The sequence below is a fragment of the Neorhizobium descurainiae genome (assembly GCF_051400715.1).
Classification (GTDB): Bacteria; Pseudomonadota; Alphaproteobacteria; order Rhizobiales; family Rhizobiaceae; genus Neorhizobium.
Genome location: NZ_JBLFFK010000015.1, coordinates 125363 through 140116, shown reverse-complemented (window position 1 = coordinate 140116; position 14754 = coordinate 125363). Strand labels below are relative to the sequence as shown.

Sequence of the window (14754 nt, the reverse complement as noted above, 5' to 3'; positions counted from 1 at the left end):
CGTCAGATTTGCGGGCGGCGGTCGGCCCACGGATGGTTCTGCTCGTAGAGCGCGGCAACCGACACCAGATCCCAGTCCTTCCCAAAGGGAGCAATCAACTGGAAGCCGATGGGCATGCCGTCTTCGGCAGGATCGCATGGTATGCTGATGCCCGGCAGACCGGCAGAATTCACGAAGCCCGTGAAAGCGCGGTGGTAGGGAGGGCCGAACTCTTCCGCCTTCCACGGCATGGCGCCCGCCGAAGGCGTCATGATGAAATCGTATGTCTCGAAAGCGACGGCAAGCTGGGCGTAGATCGTGCGGAACGCCATGAGCGCATCGACATAATCGATGGCGGAAAGCGATTTTCCCTTCTCAATCATCGGCGGGTACGCCGCCCCGATCCTGCCTTCCCAATTCGTGTCCTTCAGAAGCCAGGCAAGGCCCGATCCACCGATAGATGGCCAGTGTTTCTCGAACAGGGCTACGTCGAACGGCGCTTCGCCCGTATCGAGCTCGAAGCCGAGTGTCGCCAGATTTTCCGCGGCCCGGGCGCAGGAAATGCGGATCGGCTCCTCCACCTTCATATCGGCAAGCTGCGGTACATAGAGCACCTTCAGACCCTTGCGGACCGGTTCGATTTTACCTTTGGTGAAGCCGAATGAAAGCCTGTCATGCGCGTCCGGGCCTTCTGTCGCGGAAAGGGCCATCGCCAGATCGGCCGTCGTACGGGCGATCGGCCCGATGATCTCGAAATCATGCAGGATCGGCGGCAGACCGTTGATACGGGCAACGCGGCCGGTCGAGGGCTTCAGCCCGACAAGGCCGTTATGGGCGGCAGGACGGCGGATCGATCCACCGCCATCGGTGCCGAATGCAATGGGGGCAACACCCGCTGCGGTTGCTGCTGCGCCGCCGCCGGTCGATGCGCCGCTCGTCAGTTCCGGGTTCCAAGGATTGCGTGTGGTTCCGAAGGCCAGCGTGCTGACATTACCGCGACCGAGCGTGAATTCGGAAACATTGGTCTTGCCGAGAATGACGGCGCCCTGGGCGCGAAGGCGCGCGACCGGCAACTCGTCCTCTTCGGAAATCTGATCGAGGTAGAGATTGCTGCCCCAGGCGCAACGCAGCCCCTTGACGTGAATATTGTCCTTGATGGTCACGGGGATACCGTCCAAATCGCCGAGCGGCTCGCCGCGTTCGAAGCGTGCATCGCTTTCGGCCGCCGCCGCGCGCGCGCCTTCCACATCCAGCGTCGCAAACAGGTTGAGGCGCGGGTCAACAACGGCGTTGCGTTCCAGAACCGCTTCCAGAACGTCACCGGGCCGCAGCGTCCCGGCTCTGTAGGCGTCACGCAGACTGGTTGCGGAAAGGGTCCATAAGGGTTCGGTCATCGTATTTCCTCAAGGCATGCAGGATTACATCGTGACAAGGCTGCTCCCCCCGACCGGGTCCTGTCCAATAAGAAAGGCGGATATTTGTATAGGTGATCGCTAATGCCGGCGCTCAGCCGGGTTTGACGAAAACGCCGAGCGCGTCCAGATGTGCGGCAAAGTTGCGGTTTTCCTCCCGCACCTGCGCCAGGAACGCCTTGCCCAGCGTCGAAAGGCCCGGCTTCCTGAGATAGATGGCGACAAGTGAACGGCGGATTTCCGGTCTGAAGGCGGAAACGGCGATGTCCTGCGTCATTCTGGGGGTCAGAACGAAGGGCAATGTAATGGCTATCCCCAGGCCCTGCCGCACAAGATCGGCGGATACGACCGAGAGGTTCGTCGTCAGAAAGCGGCCTGCCTCGTTGCCATTGTCGAAGGCGAGGCGGACATCGAATTCCTGACGCACCTGCTGGCCGAACGTGATGATGGTTTCGTTCTCGAGCGTTTCAGGGGTAAGTTGCACGCTCCCTGCCAGTGCGTGGTTTTTCGGCAGCAGGCAGACCATTTCCGTCGTCATCAGCGGCCGGACGACCATGTCCGGATTCTCGACCGGCAGGAATGTGAAACCGATATCGGCGGTGCGGTCCTGGACGTGCTTTATCACCTCGCGGCTGGAATAGGCCTCGAGGCCGATGCGGGTATGGGGATGGCTGTTCTTGAGCCGTGCAAGCGCCTGGGGCAGCATCCAGCCGGTGAGGGGATGTACCGACGCGATGGCGAGGCTGTTGTCCTGCTCGCCACGCAATCGTGCGGCCCGCTCGCGCAGCGCCTGCATGTTGTCCAGAACATCTTCCATGTTCTTCAGCAGAAGGTCCGCATTGGCCGTCAGCTTCAGCGGCCCCTGGCCGCGAATGATAAGCTCCAGTCCCAGCTGGTTTTCGAGATCGCGCAACGCCTGGCTGACCGAGGGCTGGGTGATGCGCAGAAGACGTGCCGTTTCGGTTACGCTCATGACGCGTGAGAAAAGGCGAAAGACCTCAAGGTGACGAAGGTTCGGATTCATCGCGGATCCACCGGCGGTTGGACGGCGCAGGGGCGCGGTTGTTCGGCCCCTCGCACACCATAGGTATTTTCCTATGAAAATATAGAAGGAAAATATTGGACGGGGCGGGGCTGCCTGCGGTCCAATCGCGCCCGTGAGCAAACGGCGCCGGTCGATTTCCGCATGGCGGTCGCAAGGATAATGCTGGCTCCTCAACGACAATCAGAGGAAAACTCGTCATGAACCTGAGAATGCCCGGCTTCGCCGTTCCTTTCATGCTTTGCGCATTCGCTGTGGCGCCTGCACATGCCGCCGGACCGTCCTATGCCGAAAAGCTGGCCACATCCGGCACCATCACGATCGCCACGACCGGCAACGCTCCGCCGATGACCACCGTCGGCACCGACGGCAAGCTGACGGGCTTCGATGTAGAGCTTTGCCGCAGGATCGCCGAAGGGCTGGAACTGAAAACCGAATTCGTGCGCGTGGATTTTTCGGCGACCATCCCTGGCCTGAAGGCCGGCCGTTTCGACATGATCTGCTCGGCCACCGCGCGCACGCCCCAGCGTCTCGCATCGCCTGATCTCTACATGACCGAACCGACGATCGAGAATTTCTCGACGCTGCTGGTCAAGGCCGGTGAAACGACGATCACGACCGTTGCGGACGCGAAGGGCAAGACGGTGGGTGCGGTTCGCGGCGGTCAGGAGAACAAGCTGCTCGCCGACATTTTCGGATCCGATATCACCATCACGACCTATCCCGGCATTGCCGAGGAGATTCTCGATCTCAAGAATGGCCGCATCGATGCAATCGCGATCAATTATGTGACCGCGAGCCAGCACGCGAAGGAAGACGCAGCGCTGAAGGTGCTCAAGCCCGGTTTCGCGGTCGATGGCGTATCGCCCTATACGCATGCGCTGATCGTCAGCCGCAGCCAGCCGGAACTGCTTGAGGCGGTCAATACGGAACTAAAGCGCCTGAAGGATAGCGGCGAACTTGCCACGCTGGAGAAAGAGTGGATCGGCAGCAACTGATCCGGATTGGCGGCGATGGATTTCGCGTTTCTTATGGAGAACCTGCCCGCATTGTTGCGGGCAGCCTGGACGACGGCCTGGCTGACCCTCGCCACCCTGGTTCTGTCGACCCTGATCGCCATTCCCCTGGCCGTCAGCGGGCTGCGGCGCGAAACGCCGCTATCGCGAGGTCTCGCCGCAGCCAGCACGTTGATGCGCGCAATCCCCACCCTGGTGATCCTGTTCCTGGTCTATTACGGTCTGCCGCAGATCGGGATAGTCCTGCCCGCTCTCGCTACGGCGCTGGTCGGGCTGACGCTTTCGGCGGTCGCCTATACGATGGAAATCCTCCGGGCCGGGCTCAAATCCGTCGATAGCGGGCAATATGAAGCGGCCGGCGCGCTCGGTCTGCCCGCATGGCTGATCTGGGGTCGCGTGATCTATCCGCAGGCCCTGCGCGTCATCGTCCCCACGTGGCTCTCCAATGCCACGCTTGTTCTGAAGGGAACGTCCGTCGCCTCCATCATCACCATTCCGGAACTGACGGCGATCGCCAACGAGATCGTTTCCGAGACCTATCGGCCCTTCGAGATACTGCTGTCAACGGCGGCTATCTACATCCTGCTCGGCAGCGTGCTTGCCCTTGCGGCGCGCGTCTCGGCACGCCGGTGGAGCCATCCATGACGACCGCAAACCGCTCAAAACCACGCGTCGGATTCATCAGCCTCGGGCAGGGGCCAAGGCCCGACCTCGATACGTTTCACAGAGAGCTGCTGGCAAAAGCCGGCAGGGATATCGGGATCGTCTGGCGTCATGCCCTTGAAGGGCTGGGGCCGGACAAACTGGATGCGATGTCGGCGCGCGACGGCGCTCCCGCCATCCGCTCGAATATACGCGAAAACGGCGCCCGGGGACCGCTCGGCGCGGGCTGGACGGCCAAATGGTTCGACCGCGACAGCTTCATCGGGCCGGTTCAGGCATCGATCCGGGAACTCGAAACTAACGAAAATGTCGATCTGACAGTCGTTTGCGCCGCGGAGGAGTTTCCCGACGGCAGTTTCGTTTCGACAAGACCGGTGATCTTTCCGCCGCTGGCCCTGTCGTCCTATGCCCACGCTCTTTCGATGACCAGGCCATCGGCGAAAGTCGCCATGCTGGTCTATGGCGACAGACAGCGCGATCAGCAGAAAGCGGGCTGGGCGGCAAAGCCCTGGGCGCGGAGTCTCGATCTGGTTTTCTGCGGTCACGGAGGCGATATCGATGCCGCGGGCGCGGAACTCACGATGCTCTCTCCGGATATCGTGCTGGTCTGGGCCTATGGCGCCGCCGTCGGTGGGGGAGATGCCCTGTCGGCACGTCTTGGTGTTCCGGTCATAACCGCCGCATCGGCCTCCGTCGGCATGGCGCTCAATCTTCTTCCCGCCACAGACGAGGAGACAAGGTCATGAGTACCTTCATGACAGCCGTCTCCGACGGATTCCCGGTCTTCGGCCAGGCATTGCTCAATGCGTTCATCCTGCTGGCGACGAGCTGTGTCCTGTCCACAATTCTGGGGGCGTTGCTATGCGTCGTCGATATCTGCGCCCACAGGTCAGTCGGCCTTCTGGTGCATATCTATAGCTGGCTGGCGCAGACCACGCCGCCGCTCATCCTGCTGTTTCTGGCCTTTTACGGCTCGACCATGATGGGCCGCGCCATCAGCCCCATGACGGCGGCGATCATTGCTTTCGTATTCTTTGCGACGGCCTATTATTTCGAGATCTTCCGGGCCGGCTACGAAGGCGTTCCGCGCGGCCAGTTCGAGGCGGCGAGGGCGCTGGGCATACCGCCTTTGCCCTTTGCAACAGGCGTGGTCGTGCCGCAGGTCATCCGTATCGCGGCGGGACCATTCGTCGGCCGTACGACCGTGCTTTTCAAGGAAACCTCACTCGCATCGGCGATTTCCGTCAGCGAGATCATGAGCACGGCCAGCGCCTATATCTATTCGGGAGCCAGCCCGTTGCTGATGGTGGCGCTCGCCGGCGGTATCTACGCTGTCATCAATATCGCCCTGATAGCGCTTGAAAAGCAGCTGACGCGCAAGGCAGCCGCAGCATGAGCGCGCCGGAGATCCACACTCGCCCGCGGCCACGCTCCTGGCCGCAGAGGCCCGATCCCGGAATTGCCGTCGAGCTGCGCGACCTGCATCTTTCGTATGGTGCTCACGATATTCTCAAAGGCATCGACCTTGCCGTGCGCGAAGGGACGACGACGGCGCTGGTCGGGCCGAGCGGCTCGGGAAAGACCACCCTGCTGCGCTGCGTCAACTATCTCGCAACGCCCGTGGCCGGGGAGGTTTGGGTGGATGGCGAACTGGTCGGTCGCGAGGAAAGCGGCGGGCGGCTCTATCCGGCCAGCGAACGTATTCTGCGAGACCATCGCCGGCGTACGGGAATGGTTTTCCAGCGGTTCAATCTGTTCGCCAACCTGAGCGCGCTTGCCAATGTCGCCTTTGCTCCGGTTTCCGCCGGGCTTTGCAGCCGCGCCGAAGCGCAGGAAAGGGCGAGTGCGCTTCTCGCCAGGGTCGGGCTTTCGCATCGGGAAAATGCCTTGCCCTCGCAGCTTTCCGGTGGCCAGCAGCAGCGGGTCGCCATCGCGCGTGCCCTCGCCATGCAGCCGAAAGTCATGCTCTTCGACGAGGCGACATCGGCGCTCGATCCCGAACTGTCGCGCGAGGTTCTGGCAGTGATGCAGGAGCTGGCCAAGGCCGGAATGACCATGCTGGTCGTAACCCATGAAACAGGTTTTGCCCGGACGGTGGCCGACGACATCGTTTTCATGGAGGCCGGACGGATCGTGTCCCGGGGTTCGCCGGAGACGATGTTCTCGGACGATGCGCCCGAACGCGTCCAGAGCTTTTTCCGCCATGCCCGGCAGCAGGCTCTTTGACTGAAGGACAGGATAGGATGTTTGATCTTGTGATACGCGGGGGGCCGGCAAGGAGGCGAAGCCGACGCAGCGGGAAAGAAAACTCCCAAATCCTGCCCCTGCAACCAAGCTTTTCCCCGATGGGACCGCTAAAACTACGATCCTCTCCGAGTGACTGCGGTAAGGAAGGCGCTTGGTCGCGACGGTATGCGGCATTTTCTCCCGGGTGGAGGAATACTCGCACGGCTTACCATCAGCTAGCAGCCCCAGCGCAATGCAGCGGTTGAAACGGGCGAATCCCACAGAGAAAACTCCTCGTCGCTGAGGAAAGCGAGCGTGACGGAAAGACCCTGCATGTCGAGCGAGGTGGCATAAGTGCCGACAAGCGAGCGCTGGATCCGCAGGCCGTGCTCGACCATGAAGTCGTGAGCAATATTGTAGGCGAGATAGAGTTCGGCTGGTGGCGTGCCGCCAAGTCCGTTGACGAGTAACAATCCTTTATCCGTGGCCTGCCTGATGTCGTTGACGATTGCTTCGCTTAGATGTCTGACGATCGCGTCGGCTTTGGCGAAGGGCTCTCTTGAATGCCCCGGCTCCCCGTGAATGCCGACGCCCATTTCCATCTCGTTCGATCCGAGCGTGAACGTTGTGCGCTGCGTGTGCGGCACCGCTACACCAGTCAGAGCGACGCCCATCGATCGAATGCGTGGCGAGAGGCTGTCGCCGATGGCCTTCAGTTCGGCGAGCGGCGCACCCTGCTCTGCTGCGGCGCCAAGCAGCCTTTCTGTGATAAGAGTACCGGCAACGCCGCGCCGCCCGCGACCCTCGCCGGCTCTCACCGTTTCGATGTCGTCGCAGGCAAGAACGATTTCAATGCTATGCCGGCCGGCCGCCATCTCTGCCGCCATTTCGAAGTTCATCACGTCGCCGTCATAATTCTTCACGACCAGCAGGCATCCGGCGCCCGTGTCTGTTTCCTCTATCGCGCTGACGATCTGGCTTGGCGTCGGAGATGTAAAAATATGCCCGACACAGGCGGCATCGAGCATGCCGTGACCGACAAAGCCGATGTGCATTGGCTCGTGACCTGCGCCGCCGCCCGAGATGATCGCGACCTTTCCGGGAACCAAGTGGCGACGGCGTATGCATTTGCGGTCGATGCCGAACGCAACGAATTTCTCATGGGCGCGCACAAAGCCTTCCATGCTTTCAGCGACCATGGTCTCCGCCGTGTTCATGAATTTCTTCATCAAGCCCCTCCCAAGGCGATGATCATCTCAGTCCTGTTGCCCCATGTGCAATGCCCATGTTCACTCCGGCGGTCGGGAAAGTGCTGTAATCTTCAGCACAAGATCCGCGATTGCTTCCTCCAGCAGCCGGTTGCGTCGCTCGTCGCCGAAATCGGGGACCATCAGCGAAAGGTGCCGCAGCTTGTCCGAGGTGCCAAGCTCCGGCAGTTTACCGGGATGAGCGGCCTGGTAAGCGTGCAGAAAACGCTCCTGTTCGGCGCCGCTGAAATGGCATACCCGGAAGATCGTCGCGAGGTGCCGGGCAGGAAGCGGCGTCGCATAGGCCGGGCTTGTTATCTGCGTGACGAAGCTGCGGTGCTTGCCCAGTTCCATGGCCAGCCGCTGACGTGTTCCGGACGGCCGGTTGTCGATGATTTGCGCCAGAATGGACTTGTAGGCGATAATGGCGTCTTCGGTGTCTTCGCGCGCCATCTTATTCTCCGGCTGCCTTTGTCCCATCGGCATTCAGACCGATGATTGCCGATCTTATCGCGGGAAGTCGAGCTGCCGCCACGGAAAAATGACGTATGCCTGCGGCAAGAAGATCTGCGGTCCGGGATGGATCGCTGGCCATGTCGCCGCAGATGCTGACCGGCTTGCCGCCGGCAAGCTTCACGGCCTGCGACAGCAGGCGCAGCACGGCCGGCACAGTGCGGCCTTGATGAGGAGCGAAGTCGGCATCCTCGCGTGCCGAAGCGAAAAGATATTGCGTAAGGTCGTTTGTGCCGAACGAAAAGAAGTCTGCGCTTTCGAACCGGTCGAGCATGAGCGCTGCAGCCGGAACCTCTACCATCATTCCGATCGGCGGGATGCTGTGCGGCACGCCGCGGCGCGCAAGCTCACTGGCTTCTTCACGATAGATTTGCCGCAGATCGTCGATCTCGGACGGAAAAGTCACCATCGGCAGCATGACACGGAGATTGCCGAAGGCTCCTGCGCGCAGGAGCGCGCGGGCTTGAACACGCGCAATTTCCGGCCGTGCGAGGAGAAGGCGGACGCCACGCAAGGAAGTCGCTCCGGTGAGGCCGGCGAGCGGCTTGTCACCACCGATGTCCAGCATACGGACCGTTACCGCTCGGCCATCCGCCCAATCCAGGAGCCGGCGGTAGATCGCGAATTGCTTTTCTTCGTTTGCAGCATCACTGAGGGACGTCACCGCGAATTCCGAGCGCATCAGCCCGATGCCGGCGGTTGCTGCGGCAGGGATCGAATCGACTTCATCCGGAGTGTTGACGTTGATGGACAACAGTACCTGCGAACCGTCGGCCGTGCGCAGACTACCGTTATCGGCTATCGGTGCCGTGCTTATCGCCGGATGGCCGAACTGGGCCGGCGTTGCGTTCTCCTTGGCCGTTTGAAGGACGACGACACCTGAATCGCCATCGACCTCTATGTGCTGGCGCCCCTCTGTCGTGAACTGGCCGACGCCGACTACCATCGGAACAGACCGGGATTTGGCAAGCAGGGCGACATGGCCGACGGCGCTGCCGGCATAAAGGGCGATACCGCCACCTGCCGACCAGTCATGAGCGAGGAAGCGACTCGGTTCCATGTCCCTTCCGACATAGATGGACCCGGCCGGAAAGTCGTCGAGCGACGTCCCCGTGAGAACCGATAGGACGCGGTTCTTGATGTCGAGAATGTCGACGGCGCGCGCCCGCAATCGCTCCTCTTCCGAGCATTCCAGTTCACGGATGTAGCCGTCCAGCGTTCCGGCCCATGCGAATGCGACGTTCTCGCCTGTGTCGATCCGCGCGCCAGCCATTTCCGTCAAAATCGGATCCTGCAGGACTTCGATCTGAAACTCGATGATATCCATGCCCTCGAGATCTGGTCCGGCCGCGAGGTTCTGTAGCTCGCGGATGGCTGTTTTGATCGCATTGCCGAGTTCGGCATGTCCGGAAAGGCTTGATGGCTGTGACGCGGCGGCGGCCAGCGGCTCCGCTATATAGGCAGGCCCGGTTGCAACGCCTGGCGATGCGCTTGTGGCTTTCAATCTAAGCGGTGCGGCCATGCTTCTTTTCCTCATCGAAGTTGCGCTCGACGAGGTCCTTCAGCGCACGGATCGCTTCTTCGGCGAGGATTCCATCGGCGCGGATCTTGATGACCGAACCCTTTCGGATTCTCGCACCCATGATCTTGATGATGCTCTTGCCGTTCAGCCAGATGTCGCTGCCGTTGACCGCGACTTCAATAGAGCAAGGAAACGATTTTGCCAGCCGCGTGAACGTGACGGAAGGCCGGGCATGTAGTCCCACGCCGTGCTTGACCTCGACCTCAGTCTGACAACTGGCATGCACCTGCTCGGCCTCCCGGCTTCCTATTCGCAATCCGCCACTCATCGGGGCGACAGTTCCTCTGCCGTTGCAACCACCCTGCTTAGCGGTGCGCCACCAGAGGCCTCGGCCGCTGCGATGACGGCTCCCTCCACGACAGGGGCGTTGCAGATCGATACCTTTTGCGATCGCGGCGGGCCGAGCATCTCGATTGCCATCTCGCTGTTTGTCTCAGCCCCACCCAGGTCGACGAAGACGGCGACGCCCGCTTCCGACCAGGCCTCCTCGATGGCCTTGAGAATGCCGCCGGCATCCGTGCCAAGCTCGCCATGGCGGTTGCCACCGGACCAGGCAAGCGGCACGCTGTCGCCGGCCATCTGCCGCACCATGTCGGCAGTCCCACGCGCGATCAGCGGCGAGTGGGAAACGATTACAATCCCAACGTTTGGCGTTTTCCCATTCATACCGGGCGGTACTCCTCAAGGTAGCGGCAGATCGCGGCTGTCAGGAGCGCACAACTTGAGGCGCCCGGATCAACATGGCCGATTGACCTGTCTCCAAGATAGGCGGCGCGCCCGCGCATGGCCTTCATCGCAGCGGTCAACTCGGCGGAAAGTGCGGCCTGACGTGCAATATCCGTCAAAGGCAAGCGGTGTGCGAGTGCGTCGTGGACCGGATACAGGACATCGAGAAGGGTCTTGTCCCCGGCATGTGAGCGGCCGCGACGCGCGACCGCGTCAATCGCCTGCTTCAGTACCGAGGGGAAATCCTGTTTGCCGTCGAGTGCGCGGAGCTCGCGACCTATCTCCATAAGCAGCGTCCCGTAAAGCGGGCCTGCCGCTCCGCCGATGTTCATCACGAGCGTCAGCCCAATTTTTTCAAGCGCGTCCGGCAAGGGGAGCAGCGAAACGAAGGCTTCCTCCGCACTGACTGCTTCGCAGCCGCGGCGCATGTTCGTTCCGTGATCGCCGTCACCGATCGCGCGATCAAGCCCACAGAGATGGTCGCTGTTTGCCGCGATCGTTGCGCGGCAGGCTTCGATCAATCCCGCGACAAGAACCGGTTCTGCCTGCACCCAAAATCCTCCCGGCGCTCGCTCATACCAGCGATGCCACCATTTCGAATACACCTGCAACGGCTACGGCGCCTGGATCGGGCACTCCTTCCAGATCCCTCTCGCCGACATAGGAGGCGCGCCCTGCCTTTGCCTTCCGCATCGCCTTTGTCGACTCTGCACCTGCTGCTGCTGCCTTTGCCGCGGCCGCGACACCCCCTGATGCCAGAGCGGCAAGTGCCGGAGCGAGCGCATCGACCATTGTGCGGTCGCCGACACCCGCCCCTCCATAGAACGTCATCCGATCAAGCCCGGCAAGCAGGGCAGTAGCGATATCTTTCTTTTCGGCCATTGCCTGGGATGCGGCGGTGAAGAAGATAGAGAGAAGCACGCCGCTGGAGCCGCCCATGCTCGTGCTCAGGATCTCGCCGATCGAGGCCATCGTGGCGGCGGGATCCTCCAGCGGCAGAGTGTCCATGCGCAAAAGAATGCTGCGGGCGCCCGCCGCGACCGTAGAACCGGTATCACCGTCACCGACGCGGCTATCCAAGCGATTCAGCTCTTCTTCGAGAGAAATCAGATGCTCGCAAAGTGTCGTCAGGAGACGACGGTTCTGCCTGTTGTCGCTGGCCAGGACCACCTCTTTCCGTGCAAGCGCTCTTTGAGGGGCGGGAATGATGGCGATCTCATGCCGCTTGATCGCGGGCGGCCAGGCATGTGGTCCAACGGCAGCCGTCAGCGCGGCTTCACGGCTGGCGTCCAGGCGGATCAGCGACAGCGAGAAGCCGTTCATGTTAAGCGCGGTCATCATCGGCGCCGGGCCGATGATAAGCCGCACGCAGCGGCTGAGGGGAGATGATAATACGGCATTCGCTATCACGCTCATCTCAAGTGGCGGTACGGCGCCGAGGTTGTTGATCAGCAACGCATGGTCGTGCGAATTATCCAGCTTGGCGGCCAGCCGCTCGGCCATGGTGGCGACAAGGTCGGCAACCGGCTGCAGTACAATGCGTTCGACCCCTGGCTCGCCGTGGATCCCGAGACCGAGTTCTCCCTCGTTGGCGCCAAGCCGATCCTCATGCGCCAGGCCTGGCACACTGCAGGTCGATAGTGACATGCCAAGCGAGACGATGTCGCCTGCTGCGGCGGCCGCCTGAGCAGCGACTGTCTTGAGATCGGCGCCGGCCTCGGCGTGATAGCCGGCGATCTTGTGCACGAAGAGCGTACCGGCAACGCCGCGCGGCTGGTTGATCCCAGGGATGGCGATGTCGTCGGCGACAATCGCCATTTCGACGTGGAAGCCTTCGGCACGCGCCTTCTCGGCGGCAAGGCCGAAGTTCAGGCGGTCGCCCGTGTAGTTCTTGACGATGAGCAATGCACCCTTGGGCCCTGTTACGGCGCGGATTGCCGTCAGCACCGCATCGACGCTGGGCGAGGCAAAGATTTCGCCGGACACCGCTGCTGTGAGCATGCCCTTGCCGACGAAGCCTGCATGCGAGGGCTCGTGCCCGGCACCGCCGCCGGAGATGATTGCGACCCTGGATTTATCCCAGTCCGCACGGAGGATCACCTTGATCTCGGGAAAGGTATCCAGACGGGCCAGTCGGGAAGGGCCGCTCGTCAGGAGCAGGCCATCCAAGGCTTCGGTGACGATGGTTTCCCGGCGATTGAAGAAGTGTTTCATGAAGTAAGACCCGTCGTTTATGCCACTGTTTCGTTCTCATCCGAGGCGCTGGCCGCCGGCATCGAAATAGAGCGGATCGCGCAGCGTCAGGCTGATTCGATCACCCGGCCGGATCGCAAAGTATGGATCGGCAAGCGTGACGAGCTTGTGGTCGCGCACCCTGATGTGCAGGTGGTTCTGGTCCCCCAGGTGCTCGATCCAGTCTATTTGGGCATTGGCGTTCTGATCGAGCACGATATCGAGATGCTCGGTTCGCGCCCCGATCGTCTTGGTTCCAGGCGGCGGATTGGCGCCGGGAAGAAGATCGGTGGGCAAGAGGTTGATGTGCGGCTGGCCAAGGCGCGCCGCGACATGAAGACTGGCCGGATCGCCATAGATTTCGCGGGGCGTTCCGACTTGCAACAATCGTCCTTCAGCAACGATGCCGATCCGATCCGCCATCGTCATGGCTTCGACCTGGTCATGGGTTACGTAGAGCAGGGTCGAACCGAGCTCCTTCTGGATACGCTTCAGTTCCAGACGAAGCTCCGCACGCAGCTTGGCGTCGAGCGAAGAGAGCGGCTCGTCCATAAGATAGATAGCGGGACGGCGCACCAGCGCCCTGCCGATCGCAACGCGCTGCATTTCGCCACCCGACAGACGTGTCGAACGGTTCTCCAGCTTGTGGTCGATCCTGACCATGCGCGCAATTTCCCTGACGCGGCGGTCGACTTCATCGTTTGCGAGCTTGCGCACCGGCGCTCGCAGCGGAAAGGCGAGATTGTCGTAGACCGTCATGTGCGGATAGAGCGAATATTGCTGGAAGACGAAGGCGACGTCCCTGTCGGCCGGAGCTGTGCCCGCGACATTGCGACCGCCGATTTCGATGCGTCCGCCGTCGGGGCGCTCCAGGCCCGCAATGAGGCGCAGCGTGGTTGTCTTGCCGGCGCCCGTTGGCCCAAGGAGGACGACGAACTCACCGTCTCGGATCGAGAGGTCCAAGTCAGCCAGAGCCTGCGTATCGCCGAAACACTTGCTAAGGTTCTTGAGAACAACATCAGCCATGTTCAACCTCCGAATAGAGTGCCGAAGCAACGGCACGACCCGACTTGCAGTCGAACAGTGAGAGCTTGGCTGGATTGAACTCAAGACCAACCGTCTCGCCGATGCGGAAGTTGCGGTTTGCGGGAACGCGGGCTTTGATAACCCCGCTCGATGTCTCGATTGCCACGACCTGATTGGTTCCGAGATATTCGCTGCCGTAGACCGCTCCTCGCAACGGCGAGGTATCGCTGAAGCGGATATGTTCCGGCCTGACGCCAAGCGCCAATTCGGTTTCGGCCAGGTCCTGGTACACCACCGGAACGCTGACATTGACGCCTTCAAGCGAGACTGATCGCGCCCCGCTCTGGAGGCCGGAGACGAAGCGCATAAAATTCATCGGCGGCGACCCGATGAAATCCGCGACATACATGGTGGCCGGCTTGCTGTAGATTTCCTGCGGCGTGCCGAATTGCTCGATGACACCATGGTTCATGACAGCGATCTTGTCGGCCATTGCCATGGCTTCGTGCTGATCGTGCGTCACGTAGACCGTCGTTGCGTGGATGCGATTATGCAGTTCGCGCAGCTCGTGGACCATCACTTCCCGGAATTCTGCGTCGAGCGTGCCAAGGGGCTCATCCATCAGGAAGCACTTCGGGCGGCGCACGATCGCGCGACCGAGAGCCACGCGTTGGCGATCGCCGCCGGCAAGTCCGGAGACGGATCGGTCCAGGATATGACCGATCTGCAGCAGTCGCGCGGTTTCCTCGACACGCTTTCGGATCTCCGCCTTCGGCATCCCTTGCGAGAGGAGCGGAAAACCGATGTTCTTGCGCACGTTCATATGCGGATAGAGAGCAAAAAGCTGGAAGACGAAGGCAATGTCGCGGGCGCTGGCGCGGTTGAAGGTAACGTCTTCGCCGTCAAGGTAAATCTTGCCGCTGGTCGGCAGCTCAAGTCCGGCGATCATTCGAAGCGTCGTCGTCTTGCCACAACCGGACGGGCCCAGCAGTGCCAGGAACTCGCCATCACGGATGGTGAAGCTCGAATCCTCAACCGCGACGAAGCTACCGAATTGCTTGCGGAGATTTTCTACCCTGATGTCTGCCAT

The 14754-nt window shown here is 61.6% G+C and carries 16 protein-coding genes; 5 read left to right on the top strand and 11 right to left on the bottom strand.

Translation table 11 applies throughout. The features are described 5' to 3' along the window. Nucleotides 1-2: 2 nt before the first annotated feature. Nucleotides 3-1373: an amidase gene (locus tag ACMGE0_RS22945; protein ID WP_436818208.1), complete on the bottom strand. Its 1371-nt coding sequence runs from the start codon at nucleotides 1371-1373 to the stop codon at nucleotides 3-5. Between the two features lie 112 nt (nucleotides 1374-1485). Beyond that, the gene (locus tag ACMGE0_RS22940; protein WP_436818207.1) at nucleotides 1486-2415 is read right to left on the bottom strand and encodes a LysR family transcriptional regulator; all 930 of its coding nucleotides are present in this window, start codon (nucleotides 2413-2415) and stop codon (nucleotides 1486-1488) included. A gap of 218 nt (nucleotides 2416-2633) precedes the next feature. Between ACMGE0_RS22940 and ACMGE0_RS22935 the strand changes: the two genes are divergently transcribed. From ACMGE0_RS22935 to ACMGE0_RS22915, 5 genes are read left to right on the top strand one after another with little or no spacing between them, the layout of a single operon-like run. Next, a complete protein-coding gene (locus tag ACMGE0_RS22935) occupies nucleotides 2634-3431 on the top strand; it encodes a substrate-binding periplasmic protein (RefSeq protein WP_436818206.1) in 798 nt (265 codons plus the stop codon). A 15-nt stretch (nucleotides 3432-3446) separates the two neighbouring features. Continuing rightward, on the top strand, nucleotides 3447-4094 hold the full coding sequence (locus tag ACMGE0_RS22930; protein ID WP_436818205.1) for an amino acid ABC transporter permease: 648 nt from the start codon (nucleotides 3447-3449) through the stop codon (nucleotides 4092-4094). Further along, nucleotides 4091-4858, top strand: coding sequence for an AroM family protein (locus ACMGE0_RS22925; protein ID WP_436818204.1), 768 nt, complete (start codon nucleotides 4091-4093; stop codon nucleotides 4856-4858). The genes ACMGE0_RS22930 and ACMGE0_RS22925 overlap by 4 nt, the downstream gene beginning before the upstream one ends. Next, nucleotides 4855-5508 (top strand): amino acid ABC transporter permease, encoded by a 654-nt coding sequence (locus ACMGE0_RS22920; RefSeq protein ID WP_436818203.1) that lies wholly within the window; start codon nucleotides 4855-4857, stop codon nucleotides 5506-5508. The genes ACMGE0_RS22925 and ACMGE0_RS22920 overlap by 4 nt, the downstream gene beginning before the upstream one ends. Further along, entirely contained in the window at nucleotides 5505-6338 is an 834-nt protein-coding gene (locus tag ACMGE0_RS22915; RefSeq protein ID WP_436818202.1) for an amino acid ABC transporter ATP-binding protein, read from the top strand. The genes ACMGE0_RS22920 and ACMGE0_RS22915 overlap by 4 nt, the downstream gene beginning before the upstream one ends. A gap of 236 nt (nucleotides 6339-6574) precedes the next feature. Here ACMGE0_RS22915 and ACMGE0_RS22910 read toward each other — a convergent pair whose 3' ends face one another. The 9 genes from ACMGE0_RS22910 to ACMGE0_RS22870 are packed head-to-tail and all read right to left on the bottom strand — an operon-like array spanning nucleotide 6575 to nucleotide 14754. After that, entirely contained in the window at nucleotides 6575-7567 is a 993-nt protein-coding gene (locus tag ACMGE0_RS22910; protein ID WP_436818201.1) for a dihydroxyacetone kinase subunit DhaK, read from the bottom strand. Between the two features lie 60 nt (nucleotides 7568-7627). Then, nucleotides 7628-8038, bottom strand: coding sequence for a hypothetical protein (locus tag ACMGE0_RS22905; protein WP_436818200.1), 411 nt, complete (start codon nucleotides 8036-8038; stop codon nucleotides 7628-7630). 1 nt (nucleotide 8039) lies between these two features. Further along, nucleotides 8040-9620 carry a putative PEP-binding protein gene (locus tag ACMGE0_RS22900; RefSeq protein WP_436818199.1) on the bottom strand — a complete coding sequence of 527 codons (1581 nt, stop codon included), beginning with the start codon at nucleotides 9618-9620 and terminating at the stop codon, nucleotides 8040-8042. Beyond that, the gene (locus tag ACMGE0_RS22895) at nucleotides 9604-9948 is read right to left on the bottom strand and encodes an HPr family phosphocarrier protein (protein ID WP_289672494.1); all 345 of its coding nucleotides are present in this window, start codon (nucleotides 9946-9948) and stop codon (nucleotides 9604-9606) included. Before ACMGE0_RS22895 ends, ACMGE0_RS22900 begins: the two co-directional genes overlap by 17 nt. Continuing rightward, the gene (gene dhaM / locus ACMGE0_RS22890; protein ID WP_436818198.1) at nucleotides 9945-10346 is read right to left on the bottom strand and encodes a dihydroxyacetone kinase phosphoryl donor subunit DhaM; all 402 of its coding nucleotides are present in this window, start codon (nucleotides 10344-10346) and stop codon (nucleotides 9945-9947) included. Before dhaM ends, ACMGE0_RS22895 begins: the two co-directional genes overlap by 4 nt. After that, nucleotides 10343-10957, bottom strand: a complete 615-nt coding sequence (dhaL, locus tag ACMGE0_RS22885) for a dihydroxyacetone kinase subunit DhaL (RefSeq protein ID WP_436818197.1) — start codon at nucleotides 10955-10957, stop codon at nucleotides 10343-10345. The genes dhaM and dhaL overlap by 4 nt, the downstream gene beginning before the upstream one ends. A gap of 22 nt (nucleotides 10958-10979) precedes the next feature. Further along, a complete protein-coding gene (locus ACMGE0_RS22880; protein ID WP_436818196.1) occupies nucleotides 10980-12620 on the bottom strand; it encodes a dihydroxyacetone kinase subunit DhaK in 1641 nt (546 codons plus the stop codon). Between the two features lie 36 nt (nucleotides 12621-12656). Next, nucleotides 12657-13664 carry an ABC transporter ATP-binding protein gene (locus tag ACMGE0_RS22875; RefSeq protein WP_436818195.1) on the bottom strand — a complete coding sequence of 336 codons (1008 nt, stop codon included), beginning with the start codon at nucleotides 13662-13664 and terminating at the stop codon, nucleotides 12657-12659. Continuing rightward, nucleotides 13657-14754: an ABC transporter ATP-binding protein gene (locus ACMGE0_RS22870; RefSeq protein WP_436818194.1), complete on the bottom strand. Its 1098-nt coding sequence runs from the start codon at nucleotides 14752-14754 to the stop codon at nucleotides 13657-13659. The genes ACMGE0_RS22875 and ACMGE0_RS22870 overlap by 8 nt, the downstream gene beginning before the upstream one ends.